General features: G+C 65.4%; 13 protein-coding genes and 1 pseudogene. All 14 read right to left on the bottom strand.

The window, feature by feature from the left end; all coding sequences use genetic code 11:
• Positions 1–33: 33 nt before the first annotated feature.
• A complete protein-coding gene (locus ABFX29_RS13835; protein ID WP_152228737.1) occupies positions 34–1,416 on the bottom strand; it encodes an NAD(P)/FAD-dependent oxidoreductase in 1,383 nt (460 codons plus the stop codon).
• 124 nt (positions 1,417–1,540) lie between these two features.
• The gene (locus ABFX29_RS13830; RefSeq protein WP_420831144.1) at positions 1,541–2,977 is read right to left on the bottom strand and encodes a S8 family serine peptidase; all 1,437 of its coding nucleotides are present in this window, start codon (positions 2,975–2,977) and stop codon (positions 1,541–1,543) included.
• Positions 2,974–4,038 (bottom strand): Ppx/GppA phosphatase family protein, encoded by a 1,065-nt coding sequence (locus ABFX29_RS13825; protein WP_428830569.1) that lies wholly within the window; start codon positions 4,036–4,038, stop codon positions 2,974–2,976. The genes ABFX29_RS13830 and ABFX29_RS13825 overlap by 4 nt, the downstream gene beginning before the upstream one ends.
• A 9-nt stretch (positions 4,039–4,047) precedes the next feature.
• Positions 4,048–4,638: pseudogene (locus tag ABFX29_RS13820) on the bottom strand (DUF501 domain-containing protein); the annotation flags it as partial.
• Between the two features lie 84 nt (positions 4,639–4,722).
• A complete protein-coding gene (locus tag ABFX29_RS13815; protein ID WP_246167593.1) occupies positions 4,723–5,442 on the bottom strand; it encodes an FtsB family cell division protein in 720 nt (239 codons plus the stop codon).
• Positions 5,443–5,580: 138 nt separating this feature from the next.
• On the bottom strand, positions 5,581–6,861 hold the full coding sequence (gene eno / locus ABFX29_RS13810) for a phosphopyruvate hydratase (protein WP_152228739.1): 1,281 nt from the start codon (positions 6,859–6,861) through the stop codon (positions 5,581–5,583).
• Between the two features lie 117 nt (positions 6,862–6,978).
• Positions 6,979–7,668 carry a MazG nucleotide pyrophosphohydrolase domain-containing protein gene (locus ABFX29_RS13805; protein ID WP_246167595.1) on the bottom strand — a complete coding sequence of 230 codons (690 nt, stop codon included), beginning with the start codon at positions 7,666–7,668 and terminating at the stop codon, positions 6,979–6,981.
• On the bottom strand, positions 7,661–8,812 hold the full coding sequence (locus ABFX29_RS13800) for an adenosine deaminase (protein ID WP_152228741.1): 1,152 nt from the start codon (positions 8,810–8,812) through the stop codon (positions 7,661–7,663). The genes ABFX29_RS13805 and ABFX29_RS13800 overlap by 8 nt, the downstream gene beginning before the upstream one ends.
• A 33-nt stretch (positions 8,813–8,845) precedes the next feature.
• A complete protein-coding gene (locus ABFX29_RS13795) occupies positions 8,846–9,490 on the bottom strand; it encodes a DedA family protein (protein ID WP_152228815.1) in 645 nt (214 codons plus the stop codon).
• A gap of 239 nt (positions 9,491–9,729) precedes the next feature.
• Positions 9,730–11,013 carry a thymidine phosphorylase gene (locus ABFX29_RS13790; RefSeq protein WP_152228742.1) on the bottom strand — a complete coding sequence of 428 codons (1,284 nt, stop codon included), beginning with the start codon at positions 11,011–11,013 and terminating at the stop codon, positions 9,730–9,732.
• Positions 11,010–11,429, bottom strand: coding sequence for a cytidine deaminase (locus ABFX29_RS13785; protein WP_152228743.1), 420 nt, complete (start codon positions 11,427–11,429; stop codon positions 11,010–11,012). The genes ABFX29_RS13790 and ABFX29_RS13785 overlap by 4 nt, the downstream gene beginning before the upstream one ends.
• Before the next feature lie 33 nt (positions 11,430–11,462).
• Complete coding sequence (locus tag ABFX29_RS13780; RefSeq protein ID WP_152228744.1) at positions 11,463–12,752, bottom strand: ABC transporter permease; 1,290 nt, start codon at positions 12,750–12,752, stop codon at positions 11,463–11,465.
• On the bottom strand, positions 12,749–14,116 hold the full coding sequence (locus tag ABFX29_RS13775; RefSeq protein ID WP_152228745.1) for an ABC transporter permease: 1,368 nt from the start codon (positions 14,114–14,116) through the stop codon (positions 12,749–12,751). The genes ABFX29_RS13780 and ABFX29_RS13775 overlap by 4 nt, the downstream gene beginning before the upstream one ends.
• A complete protein-coding gene (locus tag ABFX29_RS13770; RefSeq protein WP_152228746.1) occupies positions 14,113–15,657 on the bottom strand; it encodes an ABC transporter ATP-binding protein in 1,545 nt (514 codons plus the stop codon). The genes ABFX29_RS13775 and ABFX29_RS13770 overlap by 4 nt, the downstream gene beginning before the upstream one ends.
• Positions 15,658–15,705 lie beyond the last annotated feature (48 nt).

Genomic DNA, 15,705 nt, shown 5'->3' with positions numbered 1-15,705 from the left:
GTCGGCCGCCGCTGTATGGCAGTTTCGCTGTACTTACTTGGCTGCGGGCTTCTTGGCAGGCGTTGCCGCCTCCACGAATGCCTTGCGCGGGTTCTTCAGGTGCATCAGCTGCGTGAAGTCGCGGCCGAACCAGAAGTTCGAGGCCCAGCCGGAAATCACGCGGAACTTGCGCTCGAACATCGGCATGGCCATGCCGTGGTATCCGCGGTGGGCCAGCCAGGCCGGGAGGCCCTTCATGCCGAAGCCCATGATGTTGGCAACGCCCTTGTACTGGCCCATGCCGGCTACAGCGCCGAGGTTCTTGTGGCGGTATTCAACAACCTGGCCCTCACCGTAGCGGTCGGCAAGCAGGTTCTTGGCCAGGCGCTTGGCCTGGCGAACTGCGTGCTGGGCGTTCGGAACGCAGAAGCCGCCTACGCCGCCACCGGTGAGGTCCGGCACAGCCGAAACGTCGCCGGCCGCCCATGCGCCTTCCAGGGGGCCGTCGTCGCCGGTGATCCGCAGTTCGGCGTTGGCACGCACGCGGCCGCGGTCGTCGATCGGGAAGTCGGTGGCGCGAACCATCGGGTTGGCCTGAACACCGGCGGTCCAGATGAGGGTGTCCGCTTCGAATTCACCGGCCGGGGACTTGTCTGCCATGTTGATGAGCTTCAGCAGGCCGCCTTCGGCGCTGGCCAGCGAGGTGTTGAGCAGGACTTCAATGCCGCGCTCACGCATGGAGGCGACAACCCATTCGGCCTGGTCGGGCTTGACCTCGGGCATCACGCGGCCCATTGCTTCGATCATGACGAAGCGCAGGTCTTCACGCTTGAGGCGGTTGTTCTCGCGCACGGCGCCGCGTGCCATGTCTTCGATTTCGGTGATGGTCTCGATGCCGGCGAAGCCGCCGCCGACGACGACGAAGGTCAGCGCGCGTGCGCGGGCCGCCTGGTCTGTCATGAGGGATGCGGTTTCGATGCGCTCGAGCACCTTGTTCCGCATTTCAACGGCTTCTTCGATGGTCTTCATACCGATGCCAACCTCGGCGAGGCCCGGAATCGGGAAGGTGCGCGTCACGGAACCGGCAGCCATGACGACGTCGCGGTAGCTGAGTTCGAACGGTGCGCCGCCGTCTGCGGGCTCCACCGTTGCGGTGTGCGTGGCGTGGTTGATGGCCACGACCTTGCCGGAGATCAGCTCGGTGTCCTTCAGGTGCATGCGGTGGGAAACAACCGCGTTGCGGGCGTTGATGGTGCCGGCGGCTACCTCGGGAAGGAAGGGCTGGTAGGTCATGTACGGCAGCGGGTCCACTACCGTAACGATCCCGCCGTTGGCCTTGACCTTCTTTTGGAGGTTCTTGGCTACGTACAGACCGACGTAGCCACCGCCAACCACCAGAACGCGGGGACGATCAGAGAATTGTGTTTGCGATGCCATGGGCAACATCCTACCCGACTTGTGAAAGTCTTCACTAAGTCGCACGAATAGATTTCTTTACCTTTCGCCGCAGCCGTGGACGGCTTTCACAGGCCAGGTGCTGAATACGCCTGCCAGCATGCCGCTAGCGCTGCGGAGCCGGTGCCGCCGGGTGTTCAAGGTCATCTTCGCGTGCCTCGTCGTCCGTTGCGGGTTCGGGGTCCGGCTGCCCGGTTTGGGCCGAGCGTTTCACTCGAAGGACGGCTATGGCTCCGCCGGCCCCTACAAGCAGAATCAGGCCGCCGAAACCGAGGACCAGCCCTGCAGGGAGCGGGTCGTTCCCGGCCCGCGGGTCTGCTGCTTCCGGAACCTGCGGCTCCGGAATATCCGGAAGGCTCTGGCCCGGCGGCGGCGCGGGGGCGTCTGCGGCCGGTGCCTCTCCGCGGCGGTGGATGCGGATCCATTCTTCGATGGTCCCCAGCGGGTTGCCCGCTACGGCAGGAACGTCCGAGTTCAGTGCGGCGGCGGCGTCAACAATGCCGTAGCCGTACAGCGTGTCCCTGCCCGGGGCACCGCTGTCCCTGGCCGTAGTGATGATGCGGTTGATCACCTGCGCGGCGGTGAGCTCCGGGTAGGCGGAGCGGATCAGGGCCGCAACGCCGGAAACCAGCGGTGCAGCGGCTGAGGTTCCGGACCACTCGGCATAGCGCGAGGGTCCGCCGGGCAGGCCGCCCACGAGGTTCTCGGCAGGCGCAGCTACGCCGATGCTGATGCCTTCGGAGGAGGAATCCCAGCTGGCCTTTCCCTGCCGGTCGAGTCCGGCAACAGTCAGCACACCCGGAATTGTTGCCGGTGCCCCTACCTGGGTCATTCCGATGCCCCGGTTTCCGGCCGCAGCGACAATAACGACGTCGTTCTGTTCGGCGTAGAGGAAGGCGTCGTCCCAGCTTTCCGGCCACGCCGTCGAGGATGAGCCCAGGGACATGTTGATGACTTTGGCACCGTTGTCCACGGCCCAGCGGACCGCATTTGGCAGCTGGTCGTCAATGGGAATGCCGCCGGGGTTGGCGCCGCCGATCCAGGCGGACACCGAGAGCACTTCCGCTTTCGGGGCCACCCCCATGATCCCGTCCGGGCCGTTGCCGGGGCCGGTGTATTCTTTCGCTTCCTCCGCAGGCTCCTCGCCTTCCGCAGCTTCGGCGGTGTGCCCGCGTCCGGCCAGGAGGGTGGCAACCAGGGTTCCGTGCTCGGGATTAATGCCCAGGCCACGGGCTCCCGAAGGATCCCCGGCGCCGGATACGTCCGCTCCCCCGGTGACCGCTCCGGAGAGATCGGGATGGCTGGTGTCGATGCCCGTGTCGATGATGGCGACTTTGACGCCTTCGCCCTGCGACTTCTTCCAGGCTTCGGTAATTCCGTAATCGGCAAGCCAGTACTGCTTGTCCCGCCACTCGTCCGCGTGCGCGGCCTGGGGAACAGCCAGCTGAAAAAGGATCACGGCGGTGAGGGAAAACGTCCCGGCACCCACAGCACGCTTGAACGCGGCGCCCGGGTTCCGGCGCCGTCCTGCTTCCCCGCTCACCGAAGCGCGCTCAGGGCTATGCCGTCAAGGATGTCGTGCTCCGACGTGATCGCGGAGGCCACTCGCCCGTCAGTCAGTTCCTCCATGCGGTCCACGATGGTCTGCCAGATCAGCGCACCGGCACCGATGACGTCCACCCGCCCGGGGTGCATGTACGGAAGAGCGGCGCGCTCGGCACGGCTCATATGGATCAGCGAGGAAGCAGCGTGGTCCACCGCTCCGCTGCTGAGCTCGGTGCCGTGGATCGCTTCGGAGGAATACTCCGGCAGCTTCAGCGCATGTGCGCTCACCGTGGTGATGGTTCCGGCTACGCCGATGAGCCGGTCGGCGGTGGCCAGCGGAACGGTTTCCAGGACCTGGGCGATCATGTCCAGGACGTCGCCTCGGGCAAGGGCGATCTCCGCCTCCGTGGGCGGGTCGGAGACAAGGTGGCGTTCGGTGAACCGGACGCAGCCCATGTCCGTGCTCTTGGCGGCAAGCACTTCGCCGTCGATCCCCAGGACGAATTCGGTGGAGCCGCCGCCCAGGTCCACGACGACGGTCCGGGCTCCTGATTCGCCGGCCAGCACGCTTGCGGCTCCGGCAAAGGACAGGGCTGCTTCCTCGTCTCCGGAAATGACCTCGGGTTCAACACCCAGCCGGGTGCGGATGCCGTCGGTGAACTCCTGGCGGTTTTCGGCGTCGCGGGTCGCAGACGTAGCGACGAAACGCACTCTCTGTGCCCCGTGTTCGCGGATCAGCCCGGCGTATTCGTCGGCGGCTGCGAAGGTGCGTTCAAGTGCGGCGTCCGAAAGGCGCCCGGTTGCGTCAACGCCTTCGCCCAGGCGGACAATGCGCATCAGGCGCACGACGTCGGTGAGCCGGGTGGTCCCGTTCTCTGTCCGTGCGTCCGCGATCAGGAGGCGGATCGAGTTGGTGCCGCAGTCCACTGCCGCTACCCGGACAACCCCGCCCGGCATTCCTGCTTCTTCCGGGTGTTCCATGCTGTCCTCCTGCTCCCCTGCTGCTGCCTGCCGTTCAGCCTGCAGGGCCGCACGCCGGGCAGCCCGTTTCCGGTCCAGTTCCTGTGCAGAGAGGCCCTGGGTCTTGGTGTGGCGGCTCAGGTCACGCGAGGGTGCAGGACTGCTGGTGTCCCATGCGCCAACACAATAGCAGCGGTCGCGGGTCCACCATTCAGAGACAGCGTCCAGCGCTTCGTCCCCCAGCGGGTTGACGCCGGGCCCGGCGGCCAGCGAGTGACCCACCAGGACATGCAGGCACTTCACGCGGGTAGGCATGCCTCCTGCCGAAACCCCGTCGATTTCCGGCACCGGCCCCGTTCCGGTCCGTTCGCCGATCTCGTTGCGGACCTTGAGGTAGGCCTCGTGTGCCTGCCGGTACCGTTCGGCAAGTTCCGGATCCTGTTCCAGCCGCGCGGTCATTTCCGTCATGAGGCCTGCTGCCTCGAGACGGGAAACTGCAGCCGTGATGACCGGATGCGTCAGGTAGTACGTGGTGGGGAAAGGAATCCCGTTACTCAGACGCGGGGCGGTGGTAGCCACCAGCGGGTTACCGCAGACACAGCGGGCGCCGATTTCGACGACGTCGCGGACCGGACGTCCAAGCTGACGGCTCAGGGTCTCCAGGTCTTCCTGGGTCGGGGTGAGCTGCTCTGGGGTCATGCCGGAAGGTCCTTCCTGGGGGTCCGCACCGGACCCGAAATGATGATGTTCCAATGCACCAGCCTACTGTGCCCGGCGGAAGGGTCAGGGCGCGGTGGCGGAGCGGACCACCGAATCCCAGAGGGCATCGACCCATTCCAGGTCCTGGGGAGCCTGCGCTGCTGCCTCTTCCACGTCCTCCACACCATTCTCGCCCTTGACGAGGTAGCGGGTCTCCCCCGGCATCACCAAAAAGATGCGTTCCCGGGCCTGTGCCTTGATGAAGGCCGGATCTTCCCAGCGGGACAGCGTTTCCTGAAGTTCCCGTCCGGTCTCCTGCTCACGGGCAATCTCGGCCTCAAGTGCCGCGATCTCTGCGCGCTGCTGCAGGAAGGTACGGACCGATGGTGCCAGCAGCACGGTGATGACCACCATCACGATGCCCAGGGCGAGCAGCCGCCCGGAGAACGACTTCGCGGGGACGGGCTTGAGGCTGGCTTCGGTCCGGGTTGGAGCGGCGGTGGTGTCGGCGGCGGGGACATCCCGGCGGATTTCCGCAGCCAGTTCCTGGCGGGCAGCGGCGCGGGCCTCTGACGGATCAGCGGGCCTGGCCTTGGCCGCCCTGGCCGGTTTGGCGGGCCGGGCGGACTGCGGCTGCGGTGGTTTCCGTCCCGGGGTCCCTGCTGCGGCTGATGTCCTGGTTTCCCTGGCACCGGCGGTCCCTGAGGAACCGGTGGCGCGTATTTCCCCTGAAGAGCCGGAGCGCCGCGGAGCTGCGCCGGGCTGGCCGGCGGGCCTGGGAACCTTCGGGCGTCGGGTGGACATGCTGCTCCTGTCTTGTGCGGGCTCTTCCGGATTCCTGCCTGCCGGCGGCGCCTGCAGTGCAGGGAAGGACCATGCAGGACCGAACACAGCACCGGTGGGCACCCCCACTATCGAGGGTACCCACCGGAGGCGGTGTTATTAGGCCGTGAAACGCGGGAAAGCGCTGCGCCCTGCGTAGCGTGCGGCGTCGTCGAGCTCTTCCTCGATGCGCAGCAGCTGGTTGTACTTGGCTACGCGCTCGGAACGGGCCGGAGCACCGGTCTTGATCTGGCCGGCGTTGGTGGCCACGCAGATGTCAGCGATCGTGGTGTCTTCGGTTTCGCCGGAACGGTGCGAAGTAATGGTGGTGTAGCCGGCACGCTGGGCCATGGTGATGGCATCCAGGGTCTCGGACAGGGTGCCGATCTGGTTGACCTTGACCAGCAGGGAGTTGGCGGCGTTTTCCTTGATACCGGTCTCCAGGCGGGCCGGGTTGGTGACGAACAGGTCATCGCCCACCAGCTGGACCTTGTCCCCGATGCTCGCGGTCAGGGCCTTCCAGCCCTCCCAGTCGTTTTCGTCCAGCGGGTCCTCGATGGAGACCAGCGGGTAATCCCGGACCAGTTCCTCGTAGTACGAGGACATTTCCCCGGCGCTGCGGTTCTGGCCTTCGAAGACGTACGCGCCGTCCTTGAAGAACTCGGAGGAGGCGACGTCCAGGGCCAGCGCAATGTCGCGGCCGGGCTCGTAGCCGGCACGCTTGATTGCTTCGAGGATCAGGTCCAGGGCCGCACGGTTGGACGGCAGGTTCGGCGCGAAGCCGCCCTCGTCGCCAAGACCGGTGGACAGGCCCTGCTCCTTCAGCACGGACTTGAGGTTGTGGTAGACCTCAACGCCCCAGCGCAGGCCCTCGGAGTAGGTTTCGGCACCCAGGGGAACGATCATGAATTCCTGGATGTCGACGTCGGAGTCTGCGTGGGAGCCGCCGTTGAGGATGTTCATCAGCGGAACGGGCAGGATGTGCGCGTTCGGGCCGCCCAGGTAACGGTAGAGCGGCAGGGCAGCCGATTCGGCAGCTGCGCGGGCGACTGCGAGGGAGACGCCCAGGATGGCGTTGGCCCCCAGACCGGACTTGTTCTCGGTGCCGTCCAGGTCGATCATGGCCTGGTCGATGGCCCGCTGGTCTGCAGCATCAAAGCCCAGGAGCGCCGGCTGGATCTGGTCGATCACGGCTTCGACGGCCTGGAGCACGCCCTTGCCCTGGTAGCGGTCCTTCTCCCCGTCACGGCGTTCGTTGGCTTCAAAGGCGCCGGTCGAAGCGCCGGAGGGAACTGCTGCCCGGCCGAAGGTGTCGTCGTCGAGCAGTACCTCGACCTCTACGGTCGGATTTCCGCGGGAATCGAGGATCTCGCGTGCGTGAATGGCATCAATGATGGCCATGGGAATGCTCCTGTTCATTGGAACTTGGGTTGGTAACTACAGCCAGGCCTATGACGGGGACCACGCTGTCTGGTCCAAGCCTAGTGGAATCCGGCGTGGGAGTAAGGCCTCGATGCGTCAATCGGCAGCGCCGGGGCCCTGTGCCGTAAACCGGCGGACAGCGCGGCGGAGGGCAGCCTCCGGGTCGATGCCCCGTTCCGCGGCCCGGCGGACGGTTTCGAAAAGCAGGTCGCCCAGCTCATCCTCGCCCTCGAAGTCCGGCACACCGGACACGGTTTCCGGCACCGTGAGCCCGGCACGCCGTGCACGCTGCTGTGTCTTGGCGGCCAGCGCCAACGCCGGAAGGGCGGCGGGAATACCTTCAAACGGGGTGCTGCGGTGCTTTTCCAGTTTCTTCACCGCGTCCCATGCCTGCTCGATTTCCTCGGTGTCCCCGGTGGTGGAGTCCTGCAGGGAACCGTCGGGGCGGAACACATGCGGATTGCGGCGAATCATTTTGTCCGTCAGGCCGGTGACGACGTCGGAAATCGAGAAGTTGCCGGATTCCTCCTGGAGGCGGGCGTGCAGCAGCACCTGGAAGAGCAGGTCGCCAAGCTCTCCGCCAAGTTCCTGTGCGTCCTCGGCCCGGGTATGCCCGGCCTCGACTGCTTCAATAACCTCATAGCTCTCCTCGAGCAGGTACTCGAGGAGGGATTCGTGGCTCAGGGCTCCGGTCCAGGGACAGCGTTCGCGCAGCTGCGCAACAACCTGGGCCAGGCGGGAAAACGCCGGACCCAGGTTGCCGCTGCCGTTCGGGGAATCAGTCACGTGCGTTGCTGAAGCCATCGGTGATGTACTCGGCGAGCACCGCGCGTTCTTCCAGCGGCAGGAACGCGGCGTTGGCTGCGTTCAGGGTCAGCTCCAGCAGATCGTCCAGGTCGTAGCCGAAGGTGGCTGCCAGCAGCTCGAACTCGTCGGTCAGGCTGACGCCGCTCATGAGCCGGTTGTCCGTGTTGACGGTGACCACAAAGCCGGTCTGGAACAGCAGGTCGATCGGATGGGACTCGATGTCCGGCCCGAAGGATTCAACGGCACCAGTCTGGAGGTTCGAGGAAGGGCAGATCTCCAGGGCGATCCCCCGGTCGCGGACCCAGGCCGCCACGTTCCCCAGGGTGACCATGCCAACGGAGGCGTCCTCACCGGCGTCGGGCGCTTCTTCGTCTTCGAAGTCCACTTCGATGTCCTCGGCAATCCGCACGCCGTGCCCCAGGCGCAGTGCGCGGCCATGAACCAGGGCGTCGGAGATGCTCTCCACGCCGGCGGCTTCGCCTGCGTGGACGGTCACCGGGAACATCTGCTCGGCCAGGTAGGTGAAGGCGTCCTTGAAACGCGAGGGCGGGAAGCCGTCCTCGGCGCCGGCGATGTCGAAGCCGACGGCTCCGCGGTCGCGGTGGCGGACGGCAAGTTCGGCGATTTCCAGGCCGCGGTCGCCGTGGCGCATGGCGGTGATCAGCTGGCCAACCTGGATCAGGCTGCCTGCGGCCTCAGCCGCCTGCACGCCTGCTTCAAGGCCTTCCTGCACGGCCTCAACGGCTTCATCCAGGCTCAGGCCGCCGGCCAGGTGCTGCTCGGGTGCCCAGCGGACTTCGGCGTACACCACGCCGTCGTCAACGAGGTCCTCGACGAACTCACGGGCAACGCGGACCAGGCCTTCGCGGGTCTGCATGACGGCGATGGTGTGGTCAAACGTTTCCAGGTAACGCACCAGGGAACCGGAGTTGGCTGATTCGCGGAACCATTCCCCCAGGGCAACGGGGTCTGTGGACGGCAGCGCGTGTCCAACGGCTTCGGCAAGCTCCACGATGGTGGCCGGGCGCAGCCCGCCGTCGAGGTGGTCATGCAGCGATACCTTGGGCAGAACACGGATGTCGAAACTGGAAAGGGCAGCGGGATTCGTAATGGGCTCAGTCACACGCCAACTCTACGTGAGCGGCACCCGGAGCGCTTAAGGCTCGGAGTTGACTCCGGCTTCCAGCGGCTGGCGGGTCCGGATGGGCGTCGGTCCGCGGAGTTTGGCAATGATCCGGTCGATGATCAGGCCCAGTACCATGGCGACGGCGATGGCCACGACGACGGCGAGCAGGTGGTTCTCCTTGAACCAGGCACCGGCCAGGGCACCAATCGCTACCGAATACGCAGCCCAGAGGATTGCCGACATTCCCGTCAGCGCCACGAACATGCGCCGCGGGTAACGGGTGGCTCCGGCTGTCAGGTTGACCACCACCCGGCCCACCGGAATGAACCGTGCGATCAGGACCAGGGACACCGCCCGTTTCTCCAGTTCGCGGCCGGCCCAGACGAAGCCCCGCTGCATCCGGGGTCCCCGCATCCAGCGGAACCTGTCAGTGCGCAGGGTCCGGCCCAGGGCGTAGGCGATGTTGTCCCCGATGAAGGCACCCGCCGCAGCTGAGACGGCGATGAGCCAGACGTTGGGGCCGCCGTCCAGGAACACCAGTGCCGAAAGGCCAACTACCAGCGATTCACTCGGGATCGGGGGAAAGAAGCCGTCCAGCAGGCAACAGGCGAAGAGGACCAGGTAAACCCAGGGGGCGCCTGAGTAGGTAAGGACGAAGTCGTTGATGGTGTCCATTACGGCGTTTAGCACGTCCAATGGGCGGCACTCCTTGGGTCGGTATCTGTATCTACAACGATGCCACTTCCGCAACAGTGCCCGTCACCGGGCAAGTCCCCCAAAACACCCTGAGTCACCCTGCATGAACCCTGAGTCCCGGGCCTTTCCCCGGCGTCCTCCCCCATCGAGATAGCAGAAACTGCCCGTATGAAGGCTCATACGGGCAGTTTCTGCTATCTCGGTGAAGATATGGGCAGCTAGCCGATCCGGTCGATGATCAGCGGCGGGATGCCGGCGGCCTGCGGGGAAACCACGGCAGCCCCTTCAAGGGCTTCCTTCGCCCGCTCGAACTTCTCCTGCGTGTCCGTCAGCAGCGTCATCAGCGGCTGGCCGGCCTTGACCGTGTCGCCCGGCTTGGCGTGCAGGCGGACGCCCGCTCCGGCCTGGACGGCGTCTTCCTTCCGCGCGCGTCCGGCACCGAGGCGCCAGGCAGCAACGCCCACCGAGAGGGCGTCAAGCTTGGTGAGAACACCGTCTGCGGAGGCCACAATGGTCTCCGATTCCTTCGCCACGGGCAGTTCAGCGTCCGGGTCACCTCCCTGGGCAGAGATCATCCGGCGCCACACGTCCATCGCACGGCCGTCCTTCAGCGCTGCCGCCGGATCGGCGTCGGGCTGGCCCGCCGCAGCGAGCATCTCCTTCGCCAGCGCCACGGTCAGTTCGACGACGTCGGACGGACCACCGCCGGCGAGCACCTCCACGGATTCCTGGACCTCGATCGCATTTCCGGCGGTCAGGCCCAGCGGAGTGGACATGTTAGTGAGGAACGCCACAGTGTTGACCCCGGCATCCTTACCAAGTGTGACCATGGTCTGCGCCAGTTCGCGGGCGTCGTCGACGTTCTTCATGAACGCGCCGGAACCTACCTTGACGTCAAGGACCAGCGAGCCGGTTCCCTCAGCGATCTTCTTGCTCATGATCGAGGAGGCGATCAGCGGGATGGCTTCCACCGTGGCGGTCACGTCGCGCAGTGCGTAGAGCTTCTTGTCTGCCGGCGCCAGGCCTGCCCCGGCCGCACAGATGACTGCTCCTACGTCTGCGAGCTGAGCCATCATCTCGTCGTTGCTGAGCGCAGCACGCCAGCCGGGAATGGCCTCGAGCTTGTCCAGCGTTCCGCCGGTGTGGCCCAGGCCGCGCCCGGAGAGCTGCGGCACGGCCACGCCGAAGACGGCAACCAGCGGAGCCAGCGGCAGGGTGATCTTGTCCCCCACGCCGCCGGTCGAGTGCTTGTCCGACGTCGGCTTGCCCAGGGAGGAGAAGTCCATCCGTTCGCCGGACGCGATCATCGCAGCGGTCCAGCGGGAGATTTCCTCGCGGTTCATGCCGTTGAGGAGGATCGCCATGTTCAGGGCGGCCATCTGCTCGTCGGCAATCACGCCCCGGGTGTACGCGTCGATCGTCCAGTCGATCTGTTCCGGGCTCAGCGTGCCCCGGTCCCGCTTCACGCGGATGATGTCCACGGTGTCAAAACGTTCGCTCATTTGCCTGCCTGCCCTTCCAGGTGCTGGGGTCCGAAAGCATCGGGCAGCACTTCGTCCATGGTCCGGATTCCGCTGACGGTCAGCAGCTGCATGCCAGGTGCCCGGAATTCGTAGAGCAGCTGGCGGCAGCGTCCGCACGGCATGAGGATTTCCCCCTGGCCGTCCACGCAGGTGAAGGCCACCAGGCGTCCGCCGCCGGTCATGTTCAGCTGGCTGATCATGGAGCATTCGGCGCAGAGGGTCAGGCCGTAGCTTGCGTTCTCGATGTTGCAGCCGGAAACAATCCGGCCGTCATCGGTCAGCGCGGCCGCTCCCACAGGGTAGCGGGAGTAGGGAACGTAGGCGTGGGACATGGCCGCACGGGCCGCGTCCTGCAGGACGTCCCAGATTTCAGGCGCAGGGGTAACTGCGTTCATCTATGTGTCCTCTTGTCCTTGTGGGGGTGGGGATCAGCTCTTGATGTAGGGAATGCCGCTGGCTGCAGGACCGCGTGACTTACCTACAACGCCGGCGACGGCGAAGATGGTTACCACGTACGGCAGCATGGCCAGGAACTGGTTGGGCACCGGGGTACCCAGCAGGCTCAGCACGGACTGCAGGTTGGATGCGAAGCCGAACAGCAGCGCCGCGAACAGCGCACCGATCGGGTTCCAGCGGCCCAGGATCAGCGCCGCCAGGGCGATGTAGCCCTGCCCGGAGGTCATGTCCCGGTTGAAGGAAGAGACCGCAACGAGCGTGAAGAATGCGCCGCCGACGCCGGCTACGGCACCGGCGAGCAGCACGTTCCAGAAGCGCATGCGGTTCACGTTGATGCCCACGGTGTCCGCGGCCTTGGGGTGTTCGCCCACTGCACGGGTCCGCAGGCCCCACTTGGTGTGGAAGAGGCCGAAGTAGATCGCCGCGACGGCAACGTACATCAGGTAGCCAATGACGGACTGGTCGAACAGGATCGGGCCCAGGATCGGAATATCCGAAAGCAGCGGGATCGCGATCTTGTCCAGGCGAGGGGGCGAGTTCCACTTTGCCGAATCCGCGCTGAGCACGGTGGAGAAGAGGAACCCGGTGAGGCCGGAGACAAGCACGTTCAGCACGACGCCGACGATCACCTGGTTCACGATGTACTTGATGCTGAACACCGCCAGCACCAGGGAAACCAGCACACCGGCAATGGCTGCCGCGAAGAGCCCCACGAACGCGTTGCCGGACAGGGAGCCTGCAACGGCGGCGGCGAAGGCGCCGAACAGCAACTGCCCTTCAATGGCAATATTCACGACGCCAGACCGCTCACACAGCACGCCCGAGAGTGATCCGAAAATCAGCGGGAAGGCCAGGGTGAAGGAACCGGCCAGGAGTCCATACAGCGCCACACTTGGGTTGCGGGCGCTGCCCACTGCCCAGGTCAGGAATGCGGCAATGAAGAACACAGTGAACACCGCGATCAGCCAGCCGGGGACGTGCTGGTAGCGGTTGACCAGGATAAAGGCGTACGCGGCGGATGCGAGCAGGACCACCGAGGCGATCCAGCCCAGGACGGGTGCCGACACCACGATGTTGGGGAGCTGGATGGCTGCGTTGGCGTCCGTCAAGCGGAATGTCACTTCGCTGGACGGCGAGCCCAGCCCGAACATGAAGAAACCAAGGATTGCCAGGACACCCAGGATCACCGGAGTCTTCCAGCTGCGGATGGCCTTCACATCAGCCGGCTGGCCCTTGGAGGCGAGAGTTGTTGCGGTGCTCATGCTGCTCCTTGCGCTGCATCGGCTTTTTTGGTGGTGCGCTTGCCGGAGGTCTTGAACGCTCCGGGCGGCGGAATCCGGAACAGGGACCGAACCAGCGGCGGCGCGGCGATGAACAGGACGATCAGCGACTGGACAACCAGCACAATGTCGATGTTGGTTCCGGTGCTGGTCTGCATGGTGACGCCGCCTGCGCGGAACGCACCGAAGAGCAGGCCTGCCGCGAAGGTTCCCCAGGGTGAGGAGCGGCCCAGCAGCGCCACGGTGATGGCATCAAAGCCGAAGCTGGCAGCGACACCGGAGGTGAGCACCTTTTCGGTACCCGATACCTGCGCCACGCCGGCCAGGCCGGCCAGTGCACCAGCAATGAGCATCACGATGACGTAGCCCTTAGTGGTGTTGATGCCGGCATTGCGGGCAGCCGCGGGGTTGGCGCCGACTGCGCGGAGCTCAAAGCCCACAGTGGACCGGTTCAGCAGCCACCAGATGAACACCGTGGCGGCGATCGCCATGATGAAACCCCAGTGCAGGCGGAACCCGGAGCCGAACAGCGGCGGGAACATCGCGGTCGAATCCAGCTGCGGGCTGATGGGGTTGGTGGAGCCGGGGCGCTGGAATCCGGGGGTGGTGAGCAGGAAGAGCACCAGCTGGATCGCGATGTAGTTCAGCATGATCGTCACGATCACTTCATGTGCACCGGTCCGTGCCTTCAGCAGGCCGGCAATGCCGCCCCAGAGCGCACCGCCGACAGCACCGGCAAGAATGACGACCAGCAGGTGCAGGCCAACGGGCAGGTGCCAGCTGAAGCCAACCCAGGCTGCCAGGGTGGCGCCAATGAGGATCTGGCCCTGCGCACCAATGTTGAACAGGCCCGCACGGAAAGCGAGGGCGACGCCGAGGCCCGCACAGATCAGCGGTGTCGCCACTGTCAGTGTCTGGGTCAGCGGGTAGATCATCCGGGAGAACGTGTCAGCTTCGAAGTTGAAGATCGAGCCCTGGAAGAGGGCAATGTACGCCCCCGACGCCGCGGACCAGGCCGCGCCCAGCATGTCGCCGGGTCTGTTGAAGAAGTAGCCTGCGGCATCCGCGACTTCCTCATCGGTGAGGGCGATCAGCAGGCCGCCGACCACCAGTGCCATCAGCACGGACAGCACCGAAACCAGCGCATTGCCGGTAACGATGCGGCGCAGGAGGGATTCGCTGCCGGTCTCCGGGTGGAGCTCGGTCTCGGGCACGGGCACGGCAGGCGGAGGAAGGGCCCCGCCGGCGGTTTCGGCAGCATTCAGCAGCCGTGTTTCATCGGCAGCTGCTTCCTCCTTGCGGGGGGCGGGATCGCCCGGCTGCCTGTTTGCTTCCTCCGGGCTCACTGCGCCCCTCCCTCGATCTCGCTCTGGTGCGAAAGTGCATCTTCAGCGCTCATGCCGGCCATCATCAGGCCCAGCACATCGCGCGACGTGTTACCCGGAACAATGCCCATAAGCCGGCCGCTGTACAGCACGGCGATCCGGTCTGCCAGTTCCAGGACTTCGTCCAGTTCCGTGGACACGATCATGACCGGCGTACCGCCGTCGCGTTCCGCCACGATCCGCTTATGCAGGAATTCGATGGATCCGACGTCGACGCCGCGGGTGGGCTGGGAGGCGATAAACAGGGACAGCGGCCGGGACAGTTCCCGGGCCATGACCACCTTCTGCTGGTTGCCGCCGGACAGGGTGCCTGCAGCGGCTTCGGCCGACTGCGTGCGGATGTCGAACTCATCAATCTTCTCCGCCGCGTTTTCGGCCACGACGGCCGGACGCATGGACAGGCCCCTGGCGAACGGAGCTTTGTTGTAGCGGTTAAGGACCAGGTTCTCCGCGACGGTGAACGTACCCACAAGCCCGTCCACGCTGCGGTCTTCGGGCACAAAGCCCACGCCGGCGTCGATGATCTGGGCCACGCTCCTGCCAACGAGTTCCTCACCCCCGAGCTTGATCGATCCCGTGACGTGTTCCTGCAGGCCCATGATGGCTTCGGTAAGTTCAGTCTGTCCGTTGCCCTGGACACCGGCGACAGCGAGGATCTCGCCCTGGGCGATCTCAAAGCTGAGGTGGTCCACCACGGCCTGGCCGGTATCGGAGAGCACCACCAGGTCACGGACCTGGAAGGTTGCTTCGCCGAGCTTGGCCGGTTCCTTCTGAAGGTTCAGGCTGACCGAACGGCCCACCATCATGGACGCGAGCTCCGTGGTGGAGGCGCTGGGCGGGGCGTCGCCGACCACTTTGCCGCGGCGGATCACGGTAATCACGTCGGAGACGGCCTTGACCTCGCGCAGCTTGTGGGAAATGAAGACAACGGATTTGCCGTCGTCGCAGAGCTGGCGCATGATCGCCAGCAGTTCATCGGTCTCCCGGGGAGTGAGCACAGCGGTGGGCTCATCCAGGATCAGGACTTCAGCGTCCCTGATCAGGGCCTTGATGATTTCCACGCGCTGCTGCACGCCGACCGGCAGGTCCTCCACAACGGCGTCGGGATCAACATCGAACCCGTACTGCTCCGAGATCTTGCGGATGCGTGAGCGGGTGGTTTCAAGGTTCAGCGAACCGCCGGCGCGGGTGGTTTCGTTGCCCAGCGCCACGTTCTCCGCAACGGTGAACACGGGCACCAGCATGAAGTGCTGGTGCACCATACCGATTCCGGCTGCCATGGCATCGCCCGGTCCTGAGAAGACAACGGGTTTTCCGTTGACCAGGATCTGGCCCTCTGTGGGTTCGTAGAGGCCGTACAGGACGTTCATGAGCGTGGACTTGCCCGCTCCGTTCTCACCGAGCAGGCTGTGCACCTGTCCCGGCTCGATCACCAGGTCTATGTGGTCGTTGGCAACCAAAGTGCCGAAGCGCTTGGTGATGCCTTTGAGTTCGAGTTTCACAACCCCAACCAATCTGTTTGTGTCTGAGTGTTTGGGTACTCCCAAAGG

The organism is Arthrobacter gandavensis (genome assembly GCF_039528575.1).
GTDB lineage: Bacteria > Actinomycetota > Actinomycetes > Actinomycetales > Micrococcaceae > Arthrobacter_B > Arthrobacter_B citreus_B.
This window is presented reverse-complemented; position numbering and strand designations above follow the sequence as displayed.